The following is an 18,513-nucleotide window of genomic DNA, read 5'->3' as shown; positions in this document are numbered from 1 at the left end:
AGTGTGTAGCAAGCTTGCGGTTATTGCTGTTCCGGTTCCGGTGCATCTTCCGCATCGACCGTGACAGAGTCGGCGCCGCGGCGTGCACCCCGCTTGAGTTCGGCCGCTTTGGCCTCGAGGCGCTCGACGGCTTCGGCGGTGTCGTCGCTGCTCGCGACGATATCGACCAAGGCGCTGCCGACGATCACGCCGTCGGCGCCGGCTTCGACGATCTCCGCGGCGTGGTCGCCCTCGCTGACGCCGAAGCCGACAGCCTTGGGTACGTCGTACTCGGAGAGGCGCGCGAGGCTGTCGTGAGTCGCCGACGAGACGTTCGCGCGCGCGCCGGTCGTGCCGAGGCGGGCCTGCACGTAGGCGAAGCCCGACACGTGAGACATGATCCGATCCAGGCGCTCGCCCTCGGTCGTCGGCGCGACGATGAAGACCAGATCGAGCCCGTGGTCGTCGCAGGCCGCCCGCAGCGGGTCGGCCTCCTCGGCGGGGAGGTCGGGGACGATGATGCCCGACAGCCCGGCCTCCGCAGCACGCTCGACGAAGGGACGAACATCCGGTTCGTCTCCATACTGGAGGATCATGTTATAGTACGTCATCACCAGCAGCGGCGCCTCCGTCTCGAGGTCGTCGACCAGTTCGAAGAACCCCTCCGGCGTGGTGCCGGCCTCGAGCGCGCGGTTGATCGCCGCCTGGATCGTCGCTCCTTCCGCGATCGGCTCGGAGAAGGGGAGGCCGAGTTCGATCAGGTCAGAGCCGCCTCGATCGAGGGCCTCGACGTACTCCTTGGTGTCCTCGAGGGAGGGATCGCCGGCGGTGATGTAGGTGATCAGCGCAGGGTGGTTCTCGCGGATGGCCGCCTCGACGTCGCTGTCGTACTCGGTCTCGGTCTCTCTCTCGGTTGCTGCGTCGGTCATCCCTCGAACACCTCCACGTCCGGCGCCGCCTCGAGATCGCGTTTCTCGGTCTCTTCGAGCACCGTTTCCAGGTCCTTGTCCCCGCGGCCGGAGACGTTGACGACGACGAGGTCGCCGAGTTCGTCGGTGTGCTCCTCAAGGTATCCCAGCGCGTGGCTCGACTCCAGCGCCGGGATGATCCCCTCGAGGTTCGAGAGCCGGTGGAAGCCGTTGAGCGCGGCCTCGTCGTCGACGCTGGTCGGCGTTACGCGACCGCTCTCGACGAGGTGGGAGAGTTCGGGCCCGACGCCGGCGTAGTCCAGTCCCGCGCTGACGCTGTGGGACTCGACGATCTGGCCGTCCGACTGCTGGAGCAGCTTCGTCATCGCGCCGTGGAGCACGCCGTCGGTGCCCGTCGAGAGCGTCGCGGAGTTGGGTGCGAGGCCCTCCTCCTCGTCGATCTCGAGGCTCGAGCCGCCAGCCTCGACGGCGACCAGATCCACGTCCTCGTCCGGGACGAACTCGTGGAACGCGCCCATCGTGTTCGAGCCGCCGCCGGCGCAGGCGACGACGGTGTCGGGGAGTCGACCGGCCTTCTCCTGCACCTGTTCGCGAGCTTCCTCGCCGATGACCGACTGGAAGTCCCGGACGAGTTTGGGGAACGGGTGTGGGCCGACGACCGAGCCGATGACGTAGTGGGTTCGCTCGACGGTCGTCGCCCAGTCGCGCATCGTCTCGTTGATCGCCTCCTTCAGGGTACCCGACCCAGCTTCGACCGGATTGACCTCGGCGCCGTTCATCCGCATCCGGTAGACGTTGGGCCGCTGGCGGTTGATGTCCGTCCGACCCATGTAGATCTCGCAGGGCATGTCGAGGTGGGCCGCGGCCATCGCGGTCGCGGTGCCGTGCTGGCCGGCGCCGGTCTCGGCGATGACCCGCTCCTTGCCCATGTACTTCGCCAGTAGGACCTGGCCGAGCGCGTTGTTCAGCTTGTGCGCGCCGCCGTGGACCAGGTCCTCGCGCTTCAGATAGATTTCGCGGTCGTAGCGCTCGCTGAGCCGATCCGCGCGCTGGAGCGGCGTCGGTCGGCCGCCGAAGTCCCGCATCCGCTCGCGGAACTCGTCCATGAAGCCGTCCTCGTTCTCGAGGACGTAGCGCTCGTAGGCGTCCTCGAGTTCCTGCAGGGCCGGCATCAGCGCCTCGGGGACGTACTGGCCGCCGTAGTCGCCGAAGGTGCCATCCCGGCCGTCTCGGTCCGTCTCGCTCACGTGCTCGTCCTGTGTGCTCATGTCGTATCAGTCTCCGTCGCCGTCGCCGTTGTCGGTCGTCTCGCCCGTCGCTTCGTCCGCTGCTTCCGCCCGCGTCAGCCGCCGCGTGTTCGCGGCGACGTCGCTGTCGGCCGCGCCGTGGTCCATGATGGCGCTGCCGACCAGCAGGGCGTCCGCGCCCGCCTCGCGCATCCGGCGCACGTCAGCCGGCGTCGAGACGCCGCTTTCGGCGATCAGCGTGACGTCGTCGGGAGCGTGGGGAGCGACGGACTCGAAGGTTTCGAGGTCCACCTCGAGTTGCGCCAGGTCCCGATTGTTGACGCCGATGATCTCCGCGCCCGCCTCGAGCGCGGCCTCGAGTTCCGCGCGGTCGTGAACCTCCACGAGCGGCTGGAACCCCCGCTCGCGGGCGGCCGCCACGAGCCCCTCGAGGTCATCTACGAAGCGGGCGATCAACAGCAGGAGGTCGGCCTCGACGACGTCCAACTGGTCCTCCTCGAGAACGAAATCCTTCCGGAGGACGGGGACGTCGACGGCCTCGCGGACGCGAGACAGCGCCTCGGACGAGCCGCCGAAGTGCGAGGGCTCGGTCAGCACCGATATCGCCGCCGCGCCGCCCTCGACCATCGCCTCGGCGAGTTCGACGGGATCGTCCTCGCGGGTCCCCTCGGCCGTCGGACTCGTCGGTTTGACCTCCGCGATCACCGGCACGCGGCCCTCGGCCTCCGCGCGAGCCAGCGCGTCCGGCAGCGACCGCGCGTCCACGTCGACGGCGGGCCCGCCGCCCGAGCGCTCCCGCGCGGCCTCGAGGATCGACGCCACCGCGGGCGCGAGCTCCGTTTCAGAGTTCATTGTTGTACATCGACGTACTCATATGTACAAAAGGCTTGCGCCATCCGCCCGCCCCGGCCGCTCGAGCGACGTATTCGGGCGGGACCGGCGGTTATTCAAGCCGGCGTGCCCTACGCTCGCACATGGAGGACGTCACGGAGGCCGGAATCTACGCGCGGGAATCGTCGTACCTCGACCGGTACGTGCAACTCGGCGCCGCCAGCGGACGGGTCCTGAGCGTCGACTTCCCCGACACGCCCGAAGATAACGCCGAGGACGACCACCCCGTCCTCGACCGGATCTTCGAGTACCTCGAGGGGCTCGAGGAGGTCGACTTCCGCGACGTGCAGGTCGCGCTGACGGTGCCGACCGACCAACGGGCCGTCCTCGAGCAGGTCCGGGAGATCCCCTACGGTGAGCAGGTCGACGTGAAGGCGCTGGCCCGGATGACGCCGGAACTCGATCCGGACGACGAGGACGATCTGAACCTCGTCCGGACGGCGCTGGACGCCAATCCGGCGCCGCTGTTGATCCCGGACCACCGCGTCCGCGACGGCCCCAGCGCCGCGCCGCCGGCGGTCGAACAGAAGTTGCGCTCGCTCGAGGAACTGTAGCGGACTGATCCTCGTTCTCCTTGGCCGCTTCGGCCGCGTTTCGCTCGTCGCGTTCAGTTAGCGATCGCTACGGTCCGAGGATAAACTGCCGGCGACTGACACGTCCACGTTTACGGTGTGATCTCAGGCCCTAGTAGCTACGCCGAACGAGGCCGCAAAGCATGGCCATCAGGGACCGACTGTCTATCCGGGACGGAACTGGCGAGACATGGCGCCGGCGAACCGACCTCGTAACTGACCGCCTCGAGGCCGGCGCGGAAACCGTCGACGAGTTATCGACGCGCGCTCGAGCCGTCGTGAGCGAGGGGCCAGGGGCGGCGCTCGAGCGCGGCGTCGACGACCTCCGCGACCGTTCTCGCGAGCGCCTCGAGAGCGCGCGCGACAGGGTCGTCGATCGCGCCGTAACAGAACTCTGCGAGCGGGCCGTCGGCCGGACGCCCGACGAACTCCGCGAGGAGGCGGCCCGCGGTCCGGACGGGACCGATCCGCTCGACCGCGCCCTCGAGCGGTTCGTCCGCCGCTACGACCTCGATGAAGCGCGGCTGGACGAGCGGACGCTGGAGGCAATTCGCGAGCGGCTGGCGGCGGACGTCGGACTGGACGGCGATGTGGATGTGGACGAGTTGCTCGAGCGACTCGCCGACGGGGACGCTCCAGATGCGTCGACGGCTGAAGACGGCACTGCTGCAGATCCGCTCGAGATCGAGGCCGCGATCGCTGAGTTGTACGATGCGGTCCGGACCGAACTCGACCTCGAGTCGGACCAGTCGCTCGAGGAGACCCTCGCGGACATCGGGCAGCGCGACGCCGTGGTCGTCGGCCACGCCCTCGAGCGCCTGCTCACCGAGGAGATTCCGCGGCTGGTGGACGAGCGAACGCCCGACGAGTCGCGCCGAGCGGGCGGCGAGCGCGAACCGTCTACCGCTGCTCCAATTGGGGCCGAGCCCGATGCTGGACTCGAGGAATCGACCGCTCCTACCGCTCGAGCGCAGTATCCCACCCGGTCCGTCGCTACTGCGGCGGCCACGATGCTCGCCTTGCTCGCGAACGACGGCGGGCTGGACCCGTCCGCCGGCCAGTTACTCTCCTTGCTGGGTCCGATGGCGTCAGGCGCCGGCGCCGGCGACGCTGCGGACACCCCGATCGAGCGCGTTCTTATCGAACTGGTCTCGAGCCGCCTGCTCGAGGGCGGAGACGGCGGCCTCGATCTCACGAGCGTCCCGGGGCTCCGTTCACGCTCGAAGGGATCGCTGGCGCTCGTCGGCCTGTTCGTCGCCAACCTCGTCGCGATGTCGATCGGCGCATGGCTCTCGCGCGAGCGGGCGCCGCCGATCCCCGACGAGATTCGGGGGCCGGACGACGAGCCAATCGTGACCGCCGAGCAGGTCAAGCAGGGAAAGAAGGCGTTCCAGGCGAACGGGTTGATGAACCACGGCTCCGTGTTGGGCAACGGCTCGTACTTCGGGGTTGACCTCACGGCTGACGCGCTCGAGTTGAAGACCGAGTTCATGCGTGAGTACTACGCGCGCCAGCGCGGCGCCGACGCCTTCGAAGAACTGTCGGCCGACGGTCAGGCGGCCGTCGCGGATCGGGTCGAGCGCGAACTCGAGAACGAGGCGCCAGAGGGATCGATCGCGCGCTACTCGGCGGCTGAAGCCTACGCCCACCGCCGAATTCGGAACGAATACGTCGACCGGTATCACGCCGGCTCGCCCGAGCGCGGGGTGCCGGCAGGGTTCGTCGAGTCGGCCTCGCAGGCCGCTCGAATCGCCGACTTCGCCTGCTGGACAGCGTGGATGGCTCACACCGACCGACCGGGCTCGGACCACTCCTATACGAACGACTGGCCGCCCGTTCCGGGCAGCGGCAATGAGCCGACCGGGCAGGTGCTGGTCTGGAGCACGATCAGCGTCGTGCTGCTCGTCGCCGGCGGCGGTGCAGGCGTCTGGGCCTACCACACCTTCGACTTCGCCGAGCCGACGACTGAACTCGTCGACGTGCCCTCACCTGATTCGGTGTCGATCACCCCTGCGCAGTACGCCGCGGCGCGGTACGTCCCCGTCGCCGGCGCGCTGTTCCTCGCGCAGGTGCTCGTCGGCGCCTACCTCGCCCACTACTACGTCGAGCGGACCGGCTTCTACGGGATCGGCGAGAAGTTGGGAATCGACCTCGTCTCCCTGCTGCCGTTCTCCGTGGGGCGCACCTGGCACATCAACCTCGGCATCCTCTGGATCACGACGCTGTGGCTCGCCGGCGGCCTTTTCCTGCCAGGCCTGTTCGCCGACGAGGACCCGCCGCGGCAGGCCCAGGGAGCGACGGTCCTGCTGGGCGCGCTCGTCGCCGTCACCGTCGGTGCCTTCGCCTGCGTTTGGCTCGGAATGCGCGGCAAATTCGGCTCCCCCGAAGACGGCGAACTCTGGTGGCTGCTCGGCTCCGAGGGCCTCGAGTACCTCGAGACCGGCCGCATCTGGAAGCTCTCCCTGCTCGCCGCGCTGGCCGGCTGGACCGGCCTCGTGCTGCGCAGCGTCCGCCGACTCGACGAGCCGCCGACCGGACTGGGCCACTTCATGACCTACGCCGGGGGCTCGATCGCCCTGCTGTTCGGCGCGAGCATGCTCTACACGCCCGAGACGAACATCGCCGTCACGGAGTTCTGGCGCTGGTGGGTCGTCCACATGTGGGTCGAGGGCGTCTTCGAGTTCTTCGTCACCGCAATCGTCGCCGTCGCCCTGGTTTCGATGGACCTGCTGGAGCGCGCGGACGCCGAGCGGGCGATCCTCTTCGAGGTGTTCGCGATCATGGCCGCCGGCATCGTCGGCGTCTCTCACCACTACTGGTGGGTCGGCCTCCCCGACGTCTGGGTGCCGATCGGGACGACGTTCTCGACGCTCGAGTTCGTCCCCCTCGTGTTCGTCCTCTACCGCAGTTTCGGCGAGTACCGGACGCTGCGGGCCCAGGGCGAGGAGTTCCCCTACACGCTGCCGCTGCTTTTTATCGTCGGCTCGAGCGTCTGGAACTTCGTCGGCGGCGGGGTGCTGGGCTTTTTCATCAACCTGCCGGTGATCAACTACTACGAGCACGGCACCTACCTGACCGTCGCGCACGGGCACACGGCGACGTTCGGCGCGTTCGGCCTGCTGGCGCTCGGGCTCGGCACCTACATCCTGCGGGTGGTCACGCCTGAGGCCGCGTGGCAACCGACGTGGTTCCGCGCCGCGTTCTGGCTGACCAACCTCGGGCTCGTCGTCATGTCAGTCGCCTCCCTGCTCCCGATCGGCTTCCTGCAGTTGCAGACGGCCTTCCAGGAGGGGTACGCCGCCGCGCGGAGCCGCGAGTTCTACGAGCGGGACCGCATCCAGACGCTGCTGTGGGCCCGAACGCTGGGCGACACGCCGATGATCCTCGGCGCGCTGGCGTTCACCGCGGGGGCAATACGGCACCTCCTGGCCGCGCGTCGAGCGGTCGACTCGAGCGCGGTCAGTGCGACCGCATGAGTCCCCTCTAGCCGCGGCTTTCCGCGGAATCTGATCGCCGTCGGCTCTGTGAGGACGGTATCGGAGTAGTTCGGAAGAATCACATTTATCTTCCATCATATCACTGGTATGCCCTCCGTTCCCGAGACCAGCGACCCGGCAGCCGTCGAGTCAATTGTTCAGCGGTATGCACGGACGCAAGGCGCGTTGAAGGTGAGCGTCGCGACCGCATCAGTTGGCGGCGTCCTGGCCGCATTCGCCGTGCTCCCGTTTCTCCTCGCCCTGGGCCTGTCGCTCGGCGCGCTCGTCTGCCTCAGTCTACCGCTTTTCACCACTACCGGGACGATTCGCCTGCGAACGGACGCCGACCTCGAGACGGTCCGGCGCGACTTCGAGGGCGAGACGCCGCCGATCCTCCCTTTCCACTGGGGCCTCGCGGACGACGTTCGATCGGCCGATGACGGCACCATCTACGAGATTTCGTATCTGTTCGGTCTTCGGTCCGTTACGATAACCGTCGAAACTCGAGCCGCCTCGGACGACCCGAACGCCGACCTCGAGCTCGAGGTCGCGGAAGCCGGCCGTCCGTGGGGCACGTATTCGGTCGCGCTCGAGGAACGGAACGGCGCGACGCACGTGACGATCGAGAGCGAGTCGAACCGCCGGTTCGGCCTCAACCGGCTGCCACAGACGATCGCCGCCGCTCGCTACCAGCAGGCGGCGTACGCGGCGAAGGGGTACGCCGTCGTTGAGCACGATCGTTCGATCGGGGTATTCTCGTAGCTCCTTCGAGCCGGCTCACGTCCGAAGCGCCGCGTCGGGCTCGAGCGCGTCGATCACTCGACACGCGTTTTTCGAGAAGACGCGCCGGAACATGTCCTCGGAGACGTCCAGCGTCAGGATCTCCATGACGGCGACGTTCGGGTGGCAGGCCGGCGCGCCGCTGCCGAAGAACACGCGGTCGGGATGCTCGAGGACGGCCCGTTCGAGCAGGTCGCGGTAGCGGACGAAACTCGTCTCGAGGTAGCAGTCGTCGTACTCGTCGAGCAGGTCGATCATCTCGTGCATCAGCGACCGGTCGAGCGGGTGGCCGCCGAAGTGGGCGACGACGACCGGGAACGACCGGCCCAGCAGCATCTCGGCGAGTTCCGCCGGCGGGGCGTCGATGCCGGCCCGGACCAACAGCGGGAGGCCGACGTCTTCGAGGGCCGCGAGCACGTCCTCGTCGGGGTAGTCGTCGACCGTCGGGTCGAAGACGAAGCCGTGGAACCGATCGTCGTAGGCGTACTTCTCGACGTCGTCGGGGGTCGTGTGATGCTCCTTGCGTCGGCTGACGGCGTTGCGGAGCCGGCCGGTCGGACTCCCCTCCGGTCGTCGCGTTCCGTTGATCCGGGCGAAGGCGACGAACGGGCGGTCGACGCTGCGGCGCGCGACGCCGTTGTTCGGCGCCAGGTAGCTCGTCTCCGCCGCCGCGGGCGGAAAGACGATCGATCTGGTGATTCCCGCCTGGTGCATCTCCCGTTCGAGTCGATCGGGCGTGATCGTGTGGCCGCGCGGGGCCCCATCCCCGCCCCCGTCGTCCGGCTCGAGCCGGGCGTAGACGTCGACCACCCGAAACCCGTGTTCCAACTCCAGCATTCCCACGGGAGTGTTCGAAACCGGCCCATATTTTGCTACCGGCTTCGCTTCCGTGCTGCGGTATGACGACGGTTCACACCGCAATCGCCAGACGGAGCGGTGGCGGGAGGGAAATTTTTATATAGAAGTGCTGGTGACATAGGTAGTGAGGATTCAACTATGGCACAACAGCGACGCATGGGCGGACAGCCTATGTTTATCATGAGCGAGGATAGCCAGCGAACGCAGGGCCGCGACGCCCAGTCGTCCAACATCATGGCCGGCAAGGCCGTCGCCGAGTCGGTCCGGACGACGCTGGGCCCGCGCGGGATGGACAAGATGCTCGTCGACTCCGGCGGGGACGTCGTCATCACCAACGACGGCGCGACCATCCTCGAGGAGATGGACATCGAGCACCCCGCGGCCCAGATGATCGTCGAGGTCGCCGAGTCCCAGGAGGAGGAGGTCGGCGACGGCACGACGACCGCGGCCGTGCTCGCTGGCAACCTGCTCGGCGAGGCCGAGGACCTGATCGAGCAGGACGTCCATGCGACCACCATCGTCGAGGGCTACCACGAGGCCGCCGAAATCGCCCTCGAGGCCATCGACGAACAGGTACAGGAGGCCGAAGTCGACGACGAGATCCTGAAGCAGGTCGCCGAGTCCAGCATGACCGGCAAGGGTACCGGCGGCCTGACCGCCCGCTCGCTGGCCGAAACGGTCGTCGAGGCCGTCCGCCACGTCGACACCGACGAGGGCGTCCAGCGCGATAACGTCACCGTCCACACCCAGCTCGGCGCGTCCTCGAACGCGACCGAACTGATCCCCGGCATCGTCGTCGACGAGGAGCCCGCCCACGACGCCATGCCGACCGAGGTCGAGGACGCCTCGATCGCCGTCCTCGACGTCGAACTCGACGTCCGCACCGGCGAGGTCGACGCCGAGTACGCCATCGACTCGATCGACCAGCTCAACGCCGCCATCGACGCCGAGGAGAGCGAGCTGCAGGGCTACGCCGACGCCATCGTCGAGAGCGGCGCCGACGTCGTCTTCACGACCGACGACGTCGCCGACCGCGTGGCCAACGCGCTCGCCAAGGAGGGCGTCCTCGTCTTCGACGATCTGGGCGACAGCGACGCCAAGCAGATCGTCTCCGCGACCGGCGCCACCCGCGTCGGCGCCCTCGAGGACCTCGAGGAAGCCGACTTCGGCGAGGCCGAGCGCATCCGCACCGACTCCTTCGGCGACGACGAGCTCGCGTTCGTCGAGGGCGGCGCGGCCGCCGAGTCCGTCACGGTCTTCGTCCGCGGCGGCACCGAGCACGTCGTCGACGAGCTCGAGCGCGCGATCGGCGACGCGCTCGACGTCGTCGCGACCGCGCTCGACTCCGGCGAGGTCGTCCCCGGCGCCGGCGCGACCGAGATCGCCATCGCGGACAAGATCCGCGAGGAGGCCGCCGCCGTTGAGGGCCGCAAGCAGCTGGCCGTCAACGCCTTCGCGGACGCGCTGGACGTCATCCCGCGCACGCTGGCCGCCAACACCGGCCAGGACCCGATCGACGCGCTCGTGGACCTCCGTGCCGCCCACGAGTCCGAGGGTCGCGCCGGCCTGATCACCAGCGGCGAGGACGTCTCGATCGACGATCCGTTCGAACACGGCGTCGTCGACCCCGCCGACGTCAAGCGCGAGGCCGTCGAGAGCGCCACCGAGGCCGCGACGATGATCGCCCGCATCGACGACGTCATCGCCGCCGAGTAACGTCGCTGTTACCCGTTTTCGCTCGTTTTCTTCGCCGTCGCATCGCTCGTCGCCGGGCTGTACCTATCAAACGGCCATCAATGTTAAGTCCTGACATGCGATAGCTCCGGCTATGTCCGGGACATCTCCGCCGGATCGACCCACGCCGGTCGGCGACACCATCGAACGGACGGTCTACTACGATCCCGACCGGGGCACGTACCACACGCAGTGCGACGCGGACGACTACGAACCCGTGAGCACGGCGCTGCTGCTGACGGTGTCGTCGGTACTCGGCGTCGAACCGGACGACCTCGAGCCCCTCTCCGAGCGCGTCGATCCCGACGCGCTCAACTCGCTGTTCGCCGACTGGTGCGCCGACGAACCGCGAGTCGGGAACGGCACGGTGTCGTTTTCCTTCTCGCAGTGCGCCGTGACGATCCGTGCAGACGGCGAACTCGTGATCGACCCCGATCCCGACGCCGGGTCGGAGTCGCCGTCCGATCTCGAGTCGGAACCGGAACGGACCGAGTAACGCCGCCGGCTGCGGTCGCCCCCGCTGCTGCCGGCAGCGATCACTCGAGGGACTCGAGCACGACCCGCTCGCCGGGCTCGAGCCCGAAGGCGTCGTCGCCACGTCCCCGATTGACGTCGAGTTCGACGTAGCCGTGGCTGCCGACCGTGGCGAGTCGCTCCCCCTCGGGGACCGCGGCGAACGTCTCGCCGACGGGTACTGACTCGCCGTTCGCGCCGATCCGATCGCGCCCCTCGAGGAACCGGCCGGGAACGTTCGTGATGACGTTCCCGAAGCCGTCGACGACCAGTACTTCGCCCTCGGCGTGGTCTGCTTCGACGGTCGCGTCGGGCAACTCGAGGTCGACGAGATCCTCGGCCGAGGTGGACGAGAGGTACTCGAGCGCCTCGAGGTCCGTGTCGGCCTCGTGGACGTCGGCGGCCGCGGGCGCGAACACGTCCCGGCCGTGGAAGGTGTTGCTCGCGGGTCCCTCCCCGTCGCTCTCGCCCGAACCGCCGCCGATCGCGGACGGCGCTGCCGGCGCCGGCGCCCCGGTCGTCGGCTCGATCGGCCCGATTTCGGCGTCGTCGATGACGTAGGCCTCGAGGGGGCCGTCGGCCGCGAGTTCCCTCGTGACCGGTCGCAAAACGCCGTTGTCGGGGCCGACGAGCGCGTGATCGCCCGCGCGGAGGACGACGGCATCGCGGTCGGTGCCGACGCCGGGGTCGACGACGACGAGGTGCGTCGCCGGCGGGTAGTAGGGGAGCACCTCGCGGAGCCAGAAGGCGGCGGCCCGGACGTCCTGCCGGGGGAAGTCGTGGGTGATATCGACCAGTCGGGTCTCGGTTCGCTGGAGGATGACGCCCTTCATCGCCGCCGGGTACGGCGTGCCGAAGTCCGACGCGATCGTGATCATGTGGAGACGTACGACGTGGGGACTGAAAGACGGCGCGTTTGCTCTCGAGACGGCAGATCGACGGCAATAGAAGCGGGCTCGAGTCGGAGTCGTCCGGTGAGAACCGGAACGTCAGTCGCCGTTCGAATCCGTCTTGCTGACCATCTGGATCCGCTCGATGCCGTCGATCTCGTCGATCACGCCGGCGACGGCCTTCGGGACGAGCGATTCCCAGTCGTCCCCGTCGATCATCCGCTGGCGGACTTCGCTGCCCTCGAGCACCTCGCGGTTGAACATCGGCGACTGGCGGATCTCGATGCCGGCCTCCCGAAACAGCTGGATGACCAGCGGGTTGTTCGAGTAGGCGACGTCGAAGTCGGGGCTCATGCTCTGGACGTGGCTCACCCACACCGAGTTGCGGTCGAGGTCCTCGATCGGGACGGCGTAGGTCACGAGGTCGTAGTCGACGAGCGACTTCGTGATCATCATGATCCGCTCGCCGGCGGTGAACGGATTCCTCACGGAGTGGGAGTCGTCGGCGCTTCCGATGCCGAGGACGAGTTCGTCCACCTCGTCGGCGATCTGTTCGACCATGCTCAGGTGGCCGTTGTGGAACGGCTGGAAGCGTCCGATGTAGAACCCGCGGGTCATTGCCGGCAACTGCTTCGCCGCGGCGCTTAAGCGTGGCGAGTCGCGGACGAGAGCGATTCTCGTAGGACCGCCAGTTGACATTTAGTGGCCCGCCCTAATCGTATAAAGTACGGACCGAAACTGATGTCGCTAAACGCGGTCGTGGGCGTCTGTATGTCCCATTTTCCACCACTGTCACCATCCTCCGCATGGAGAAAGTATATCAGTCGCAATCCCTTCGAAACAGGTACCGAACAGAGTTCTATGAGTAACGATACGAACGTTGACGACCCTCCCGAAGACGCTCCATCCGCTTCCGAGGAGAGCGAGCAGGACGCCCGCTCGCAGGAACGAGAGCAGGAGCAACCGGAGCGTCAGGGAGCCCGATCGTCGCTCGAGGAGGACGGTCGGCGTGGTGACGTCGACGACACCGAGACCGCCGACGACCCGGTCGACGGGGTGAACCCGGCGACGGAGGTCGACGAGCCCGCACCCGAGACGGACGACGACGTCGAAACCGTCAACGATCTCGGCAGTGAGGTCGACGTTGACCCCGGCGTCGAGATCGACGAGGAGAACGCCGAGGACGATCTGCTCGGCGGCCTCCAGATCGACTCGACGGACGACATCGAAGTGCCGGATCGACTCGTCGATCAGGTCATCGGCCAAGACGAAGCACGAGACATTATCATCAAGGCGGCCAAGCAGCGCCGCCACGTCATGATGATCGGCTCCCCGGGGACGGGGAAGTCGATGCTGGCCAAGGCGATGAGCCAGCTGTTGCCCCAGGAAGACCTGCAGGACGTGCTGGTCTACCACAACCCCGACGACGGGAACGAGCCGAAGGTTCGGACCGTCCCGGCGGGGAAAGGCGAACAGATCATCGACGCCCACAAGGAGGAAGCGCGCAAGCGCAACCAGATGCGATCGATCCTGATGTGGATCATCATCGCGATCGTCATCGGGTATGCGATCCTCGCCGCTAACATCCTGCTTGGCATCCTCGCGGCGGGTATCATCTGGCTGATCTTCCGGTACACCTCCCGCGGCACGGACGCGATGGTGCCGAACATGATCGTCGACAACGGCGATCAGCGCACCGCGCCCTTCGAGGACGCGACCGGCGCCCACGCTGGCGCGCTGCTGGGCGACGTCCGCCACGACCCCTTCCAGTCCGGCGGCATGGAGACCCCGAGCCACGACCGCGTGGAACCGGGCTCCATCCACAAGGCCAACAAGGGCGTGCTGTTCGTCGACGAGATCAACACGCTCGACGTCCGCACCCAGCAGAAGCTGATGACCGCGATCCAGGAGGGCGAGTTCTCGATCACGGGCCAGTCCGAGCGCTCCTCGGGCGCGATGGTCCAGACCGAGCCTGTCCCCTGTGACTTCATCATGATCGCGGCCGGGAACCTGGACGCGATGGAGAACATGCACCCGGCGCTGCGAAACCGCATCAAGGGGTACGGGTACGAGGTCTACATGGAGGACACCATCGAGGACACGCCCGAGATGCGGCGCAAGTATGCCCGCTTCGTCGCGCAGGAAGTCGAGCGCGACGGGCGCCTCCCGCACTTCACCGACGACGCCGTCGAGGAAGTCATCCTCGAGGCCAAGCGCCGCTCGGGTCGGAAGAACCACCTCACGCTGCACTTCCGCAGCCTCGGTGGCCTGGTCCGCGTCGCCGGCGACATCGCCCGCGCCGAGGACCGCGAGTACACCACCCGCGAGGACGTGCTGCAGGCCAAGGAACGCTCCCGCTCGATCGAGCAACAGCTCGCCGACGACTACATCGAGCGCCGCAAGGACTACGAGCTGCAGGTCAACGAGGGCGGCGTCGAGGGCCGCGTCAACGGCCTCGCCGTCATGGGTGAAGACAGCGGTATCATGCTTCCCGTGATGGCCGAGATCGCGCCCGCGCAGGGCGGCGGTCAGGTGATCGCCACCGGCAAGCTCCAGGAGATGGCCGAGGAGTCGGTCCAGAACGTCTCCGCGATCATCAAGAAGTTCTCCGACGTCGACCTCTCGGAGAAGGACATCCACATCCAGTTCGTCCAGGCCGGCCAGCAGGGCGTCGACGGCGACTCCGCCTCCATCACGGTGGCGACGGCCGTCATCAGCGCCTTGGAGGACATTCCGGTCGATCAGTCGGTCGCGATGACCGGCTCGCTGTCGGTGCGGGGCGACGTGCTCCCGGTCGGCGGCGTGACCCACAAGATCGAGGCGGCCGCGAAGGCCGGCTGCGACAAGGTCATCATCCCGAAGGCCAACGAGCAGGACGTGATGATCGAAGACGAGTACGAGGAGATGATCGAGATCATCCCCTGTGCGAACATCAGCGAAGTGTTAGACGTCGCGCTGATGGGCGAACCGAAGAAGGACTCGCTGGTCGATCGACTCAAGTCGATCACCACCAACGCGTTCGAACAGAACCAGGGGACGGTCGGCTCCGCGAGCGGGTCGAACCCGAGTCCGCAGTAACCCCGACGCGATAGCGATGGCTGACTGGGCGGCGTTCACCGGCATCACGGGCGTCGTCCTCACGTTGTTGCTCGTTTTATCCCGCCTGACGCAGTCGACGTTCGCCGACGTCGATTCCGAGACGGATTCCGATTCTAGCACCGGGAACGGTAGCGACCCCGCCGACGGTAGCGGCGCCGACGCGACCACCGGCGCCGGTCTCGACACCGCGACCGACGCCGACGAGCCCGACCCCGGCCTCCTGCCAGACGCCGACGCGTTCGAGCGCGACGCCGATACTGACTCGGACTCCCCTGTGGCGTCTCGAGCCGACGATCGGTCGACCGTAACCGACGAACATCCCAACGGCGGTCGGCGGGTGGGGCTCGAGGATGGCTCGGCGTACGGTCGCGGACGCGGCCACGGTCACAGCCACGGTCGCGGACGCAGGCCGGGAGGGAGACGCGACGCGATCGACCCCGACGACCTCTCGACCGAGATGCTGCTCGCGAACGTCGCGCTGTCCCAGGGGCTGTTCGCGCTCGTGTTACTGGGCGCGGTGATCTACACCGGCGTTCCGGCCGGCGCGCTGGGGATCGAGTTCTCCGTCCCGTACCTCCGGCGGGGACTGGTGCTCGGCGCGGGCGCCGGAATCGCCCTCTACGTCGCGAACGAACTCGGCGCGGCGGCCGCGACCCGGCTCGGTTTCGACCACGACGAGGAACTGCGGGAGCTGCTGGCGCCCGATTCGCTGACCGGCTGGCTGGTCCTCCTGCTGGGAGTTCTGCCGATCATCGCCGGCTTCGAGGAACTGCTCTTCCGCGCGGCGATCATCGGCGCCGTCTCGACCGGCTTCGGCGTCTCGCCGTGGGCGATGGCGGTCGTCTCGTCGCTCGCGTTCGCGGTCGGCCACGGGATGCAGGGCTCGGTCGGCGTCGTCGTCACCGGACTGCTCGGGTTCGTCCTCGCGGCGGTCTTCATCGTCTCCGGCAGCTTCCTCGTCGTAGTCGTCGCTCACTACCTCATCAACGCCCTCGAGTTCGCCGTCCACGAGGGGATCGACCTCGAGTGGGCGAACGCCCTCGCGCGCTGAGCGATACTCAAGGGCTAAGGGGGTCGAGTCCGACGTATCCGAGCACGATGGACGGACTCGACCGCGGCGACGGTTCGGCGTCGATCAACCGCGCGATCTTTCTGGCGGTCGCGCTCTACTTCGCGCTGGTCGCCTACGGCGAAATCGCGAACGAGCCGCTCGCGGCGTACGCCGCGGAGTTCGTCTTCGGCGCCATCGCCGTCGGCCTCGGGACGGTCCTGTACCTCCGGTGGGGACGGCGGCCGTCGGCGGTGCTCGGCGCCGCCGTCTGCCTCGTCGCCGGCGGCGCGCTCCAGTTCGCCTACCTGTTCTCGCGGGCGGCGACGCTGAACTCCCTCTCGTCGCTTTTCGTGTTCGCCGGCGTCGGGCTCTACCTGTACGCGGCGTGGACGGTCGAATAGGAAAGCGGCATTCGCGCCTCGAGGCGGCCCGGCGGTGATACGGCGGTGGCGCGGAGGAAGACAGGAACGTTCGCGCTACGACGAGTCGCCCTCGCGGCGATCGTACACGCGCACCGCCCGATCGTGGCGAACCGAGACGCCGTTGGGGTTGCGCCGCGTCGACCGATCGGTGTACCGCGCGCGAACGCCGTCTCGGAGCCCGCCGCCGACGTTCGTGACCACGTCGATCCCGTTCGAGAGCCAGCCGGTCGGCGTCGCGTCGCCGGAGAGGATGCCGCGCACGCTCGTGACGCCGTCCCGGAGCGCGCTGCCAGCCGTTCGCGCCAGCACGGTCGGCCGCAGCCCGTAGTTCTTCGCGAGCCGATAGGCCAGCGACCGGTAGGCCGCTCCCCAGTCGCGTTCGGCCGTCCCCCCGTCGGTACCGACGTCGCGGCGGACGGCCATCTCCATCGCCCAGTCGACCTCGAACCCCAGCGCCGCGACGCGGTGAGCACAGTCCCGGGCGCCGCCGGTCCCCACGTACTCGTCAAACCCGTCTAACGCCTCGAGGACGGTGCGGTCGAACGCCACGTTGTCGCCGTCGAAGAGGGTGACCTCGCGGCCGGCGATCGTCCGCGACGCCCGCGGATCGTCGACGTCGTCGAACCGGTCCTCGCCGGTGACGGGGCCGGTGAGGACGTCGGCGGTGGCGGTCTCGGTCCCAGTCCCGGTCTCGTTACCGTCGCCACCGCCTCCGAGATGCCGTTCGATGGCACCGTACCACCCCTGTTCGATCGTGTACTCGCCGTCGAGAAACGCGACGACGTCGCCGGTCGCGGCCTCGAGACCCGCGTTCCGGGACACGTTCTTGTTCCGTTCGGAGATTTCGACGAGAACGTCGATGTCGGACCGTTCGCGGACGACGCCGGTGGTGCCGTCCGAGGAGGGGCCGTTGACGACGATCACCTCCGTCGAGGGCGGCGTTCGATCCCGGAGCGCGTCGAGACACGAGAGTAACTGCTCTCGGTCGTTCAGCGTCGAGACGACTACCGAGAGCTCCATGTATCAGGTAGACCCGCTCGAGCGTAAAAATAGGATGGGTTCGCGCGTCGCCCCACCTCGAACCGCCGACGGCGGTCCCGAGCGGACGGAGCGGGGGCTCGAACGGGGACGTGGGCGAGAACGGATTCGACGGCCCTCGAGACCGGGAATCAGCGAAGCTTCGTGTTCCAGTACGAGACCGACGCGAAGTGATCGGCGATCGGATGGCCGCCGACCGCCTCGTCGATCGCCCGGATCGGCGACGCGAGCGCGTTCGGTATTGCCCGGTAGAGCCCATACGGAGCGAGGAAGTCGTCCTCGACGTCGACCAGCGTCAGGTTCGTCTTCGCGAGCAGCTCGCTGACCTCGCTTTTCGAGTAGAGTCGCGAGCCCATCGGCAGCGCCCAGTTGTAGACGCTCCGGGCGCTAAAGCGGTTGAACGTGTCGAAGACGATCTGCTCGCGGGAGACGCGGCGCATCTCCCGGAGGAACGCCTCCGGATCGTCCGCGAGGTGGAAAAACCGCATCGCGATGACCGTATCGAAGTGATCGTCGGGGAACGGCAGCCGTCCGGCGTCGCCGCGCAGGAACTCGAGGGTTCCTGCCGGGTCCATGTTCTGGGCTTTCGTCCGCCCCTGCTGTAACATCGCCGCCGAAATGTCGAGTCCGACGACGTCGGCGCCTTGCTCGGCCAGCATCACCGTGAATCGCCCGGTACCACAGGCGATTTCGAGGATCGATCGATCCTCGACGGGCATGATCGCCTCGAGGACCGCCTGCTTCTCCCGGCGGTCGATCAGCTGTCCGCCCTTGGAGAAGCGCTTGTCGTCGTACTCCTCGGCGACGTCGTCGGCCTGGTACCACTCCTGTCCTTTCACACTGGGCGCAACTACAGTAGCCGGAGGATAAAACGATACTGGACTTTATCGAAGCGAGTCCGCCGTCGGCCGGCCGGCGCGCCGACGACGCGGTCACGAGCAGGCCGACGCGATTGCGCGGTCACTAATCACGTTAATATCCCTTATACAAACTACAGTATTCGTATCCACATATAGGGAAGATTTACCACCGAC

16 protein-coding genes are annotated in these 18,513 nt (G+C 67.8%); 8 read left to right on the top strand and 8 right to left on the bottom strand.

The features are described from left to right. Positions 1–20: 20 nt before the first annotated feature. From trpA to trpC, 3 genes are read right to left on the bottom strand one after another with little or no spacing between them, the layout of a single operon-like run. Entirely contained in the window at positions 21–908 is an 888-nt protein-coding gene (trpA, locus tag ACYQ26_RS17915; protein ID WP_459810247.1) for a tryptophan synthase subunit alpha, read from the bottom strand. Further along, a complete protein-coding gene (trpB, locus tag ACYQ26_RS17910; RefSeq protein ID WP_459810246.1) occupies positions 905–2,176 on the bottom strand; it encodes a tryptophan synthase subunit beta in 1,272 nt (423 codons plus the stop codon). Before trpB ends, trpA begins: the two co-directional genes overlap by 4 nt. A 6-nt stretch (positions 2,177–2,182) precedes the next feature. Then, positions 2,183–3,007 (bottom strand): indole-3-glycerol phosphate synthase, encoded by an 825-nt coding sequence (trpC, locus tag ACYQ26_RS17905; RefSeq protein ID WP_459810245.1) that lies wholly within the window; start codon positions 3,005–3,007, stop codon positions 2,183–2,185. A 122-nt stretch (positions 3,008–3,129) separates the two neighbouring features. Here trpC and ACYQ26_RS17900 point away from each other — a divergent pair, with 122 nt between their 5' ends. From ACYQ26_RS17900 to ACYQ26_RS17890, 3 genes are all read left to right on the top strand, one after another. Next, entirely contained in the window at positions 3,130–3,600 is a 471-nt protein-coding gene (locus ACYQ26_RS17900) for an MGMT family protein (protein ID WP_459810244.1), read from the top strand. Between the two features lie 161 nt (positions 3,601–3,761). Then, entirely contained in the window at positions 3,762–7,094 is a 3,333-nt protein-coding gene (locus ACYQ26_RS17895; RefSeq protein WP_459810243.1) for a nitric-oxide reductase large subunit, read from the top strand. A gap of 108 nt (positions 7,095–7,202) precedes the next feature. Then, the gene (locus tag ACYQ26_RS17890; RefSeq protein WP_459810242.1) at positions 7,203–7,856 is read left to right on the top strand and encodes a hypothetical protein; all 654 of its coding nucleotides are present in this window, start codon (positions 7,203–7,205) and stop codon (positions 7,854–7,856) included. A gap of 15 nt (positions 7,857–7,871) precedes the next feature. Here ACYQ26_RS17890 and ACYQ26_RS17885 read toward each other — a convergent pair whose 3' ends face one another. After that, positions 7,872–8,711, bottom strand: a complete 840-nt coding sequence (locus ACYQ26_RS17885; RefSeq protein WP_459810241.1) for an amidohydrolase family protein — start codon at positions 8,709–8,711, stop codon at positions 7,872–7,874. Between the two features lie 192 nt (positions 8,712–8,903). Here ACYQ26_RS17885 and thsA point away from each other — a divergent pair, with 192 nt between their 5' ends. Both thsA and ACYQ26_RS17875 read left to right on the top strand, forming a co-directional pair. Then, complete coding sequence (gene thsA, locus ACYQ26_RS17880) at positions 8,904–10,448, top strand: thermosome subunit alpha (RefSeq protein WP_459810760.1); 1,545 nt, start codon at positions 8,904–8,906, stop codon at positions 10,446–10,448. Between the two features lie 112 nt (positions 10,449–10,560). Then, on the top strand, positions 10,561–10,962 hold the full coding sequence (locus tag ACYQ26_RS17875; RefSeq protein ID WP_459810240.1) for a HalOD1 output domain-containing protein: 402 nt from the start codon (positions 10,561–10,563) through the stop codon (positions 10,960–10,962). 40 nt (positions 10,963–11,002) lie between these two features. Here ACYQ26_RS17875 and ACYQ26_RS17870 read toward each other — a convergent pair whose 3' ends face one another. Then, positions 11,003–11,857 carry an SAM hydrolase/SAM-dependent halogenase family protein gene (locus tag ACYQ26_RS17870; protein WP_459810239.1) on the bottom strand — a complete coding sequence of 285 codons (855 nt, stop codon included), beginning with the start codon at positions 11,855–11,857 and terminating at the stop codon, positions 11,003–11,005. A 111-nt stretch (positions 11,858–11,968) separates the two neighbouring features. Further along, positions 11,969–12,487, bottom strand: a complete 519-nt coding sequence (locus ACYQ26_RS17865) for a nicotinamide-nucleotide adenylyltransferase (RefSeq protein ID WP_459810238.1) — start codon at positions 12,485–12,487, stop codon at positions 11,969–11,971. Positions 12,488–12,730: 243 nt separating this feature from the next. Between ACYQ26_RS17865 and lonB the strand changes: the two genes are divergently transcribed. From lonB to ACYQ26_RS17850, 3 genes are read left to right on the top strand one after another with little or no spacing between them, the layout of a single operon-like run. Then, positions 12,731–14,947, top strand: a complete 2,217-nt coding sequence (gene lonB, locus ACYQ26_RS17860; RefSeq protein ID WP_459810237.1) for an ATP-dependent protease LonB — start codon at positions 12,731–12,733, stop codon at positions 14,945–14,947. 16 nt (positions 14,948–14,963) lie between these two features. After that, positions 14,964–16,019, top strand: a complete 1,056-nt coding sequence (locus tag ACYQ26_RS17855; protein ID WP_459810236.1) for a CPBP family intramembrane glutamic endopeptidase — start codon at positions 14,964–14,966, stop codon at positions 16,017–16,019. Positions 16,020–16,066: 47 nt separating this feature from the next. Then, positions 16,067–16,420, top strand: coding sequence for a hypothetical protein (locus ACYQ26_RS17850; RefSeq protein WP_459810235.1), 354 nt, complete (start codon positions 16,067–16,069; stop codon positions 16,418–16,420). Positions 16,421–16,495: 75 nt separating this feature from the next. Here ACYQ26_RS17850 and ACYQ26_RS17845 read toward each other — a convergent pair whose 3' ends face one another. Beyond that, complete coding sequence (locus tag ACYQ26_RS17845; protein WP_459810234.1) at positions 16,496–17,461, bottom strand: glycosyltransferase family 2 protein; 966 nt, start codon at positions 17,459–17,461, stop codon at positions 16,496–16,498. A 149-nt stretch (positions 17,462–17,610) separates the two neighbouring features. Continuing rightward, complete coding sequence (locus ACYQ26_RS17840; protein ID WP_459810233.1) at positions 17,611–18,318, bottom strand: class I SAM-dependent methyltransferase; 708 nt, start codon at positions 18,316–18,318, stop codon at positions 17,611–17,613. Positions 18,319–18,513: the final 195 nt, after the last annotated feature.

It is taken from the genome of Halopiger thermotolerans, from assembly GCF_054654555.1.
The sequence above is the reverse complement of the archived record's forward strand: the minus strand, read 5'-3'. Positions and strand labels throughout refer to the sequence as shown.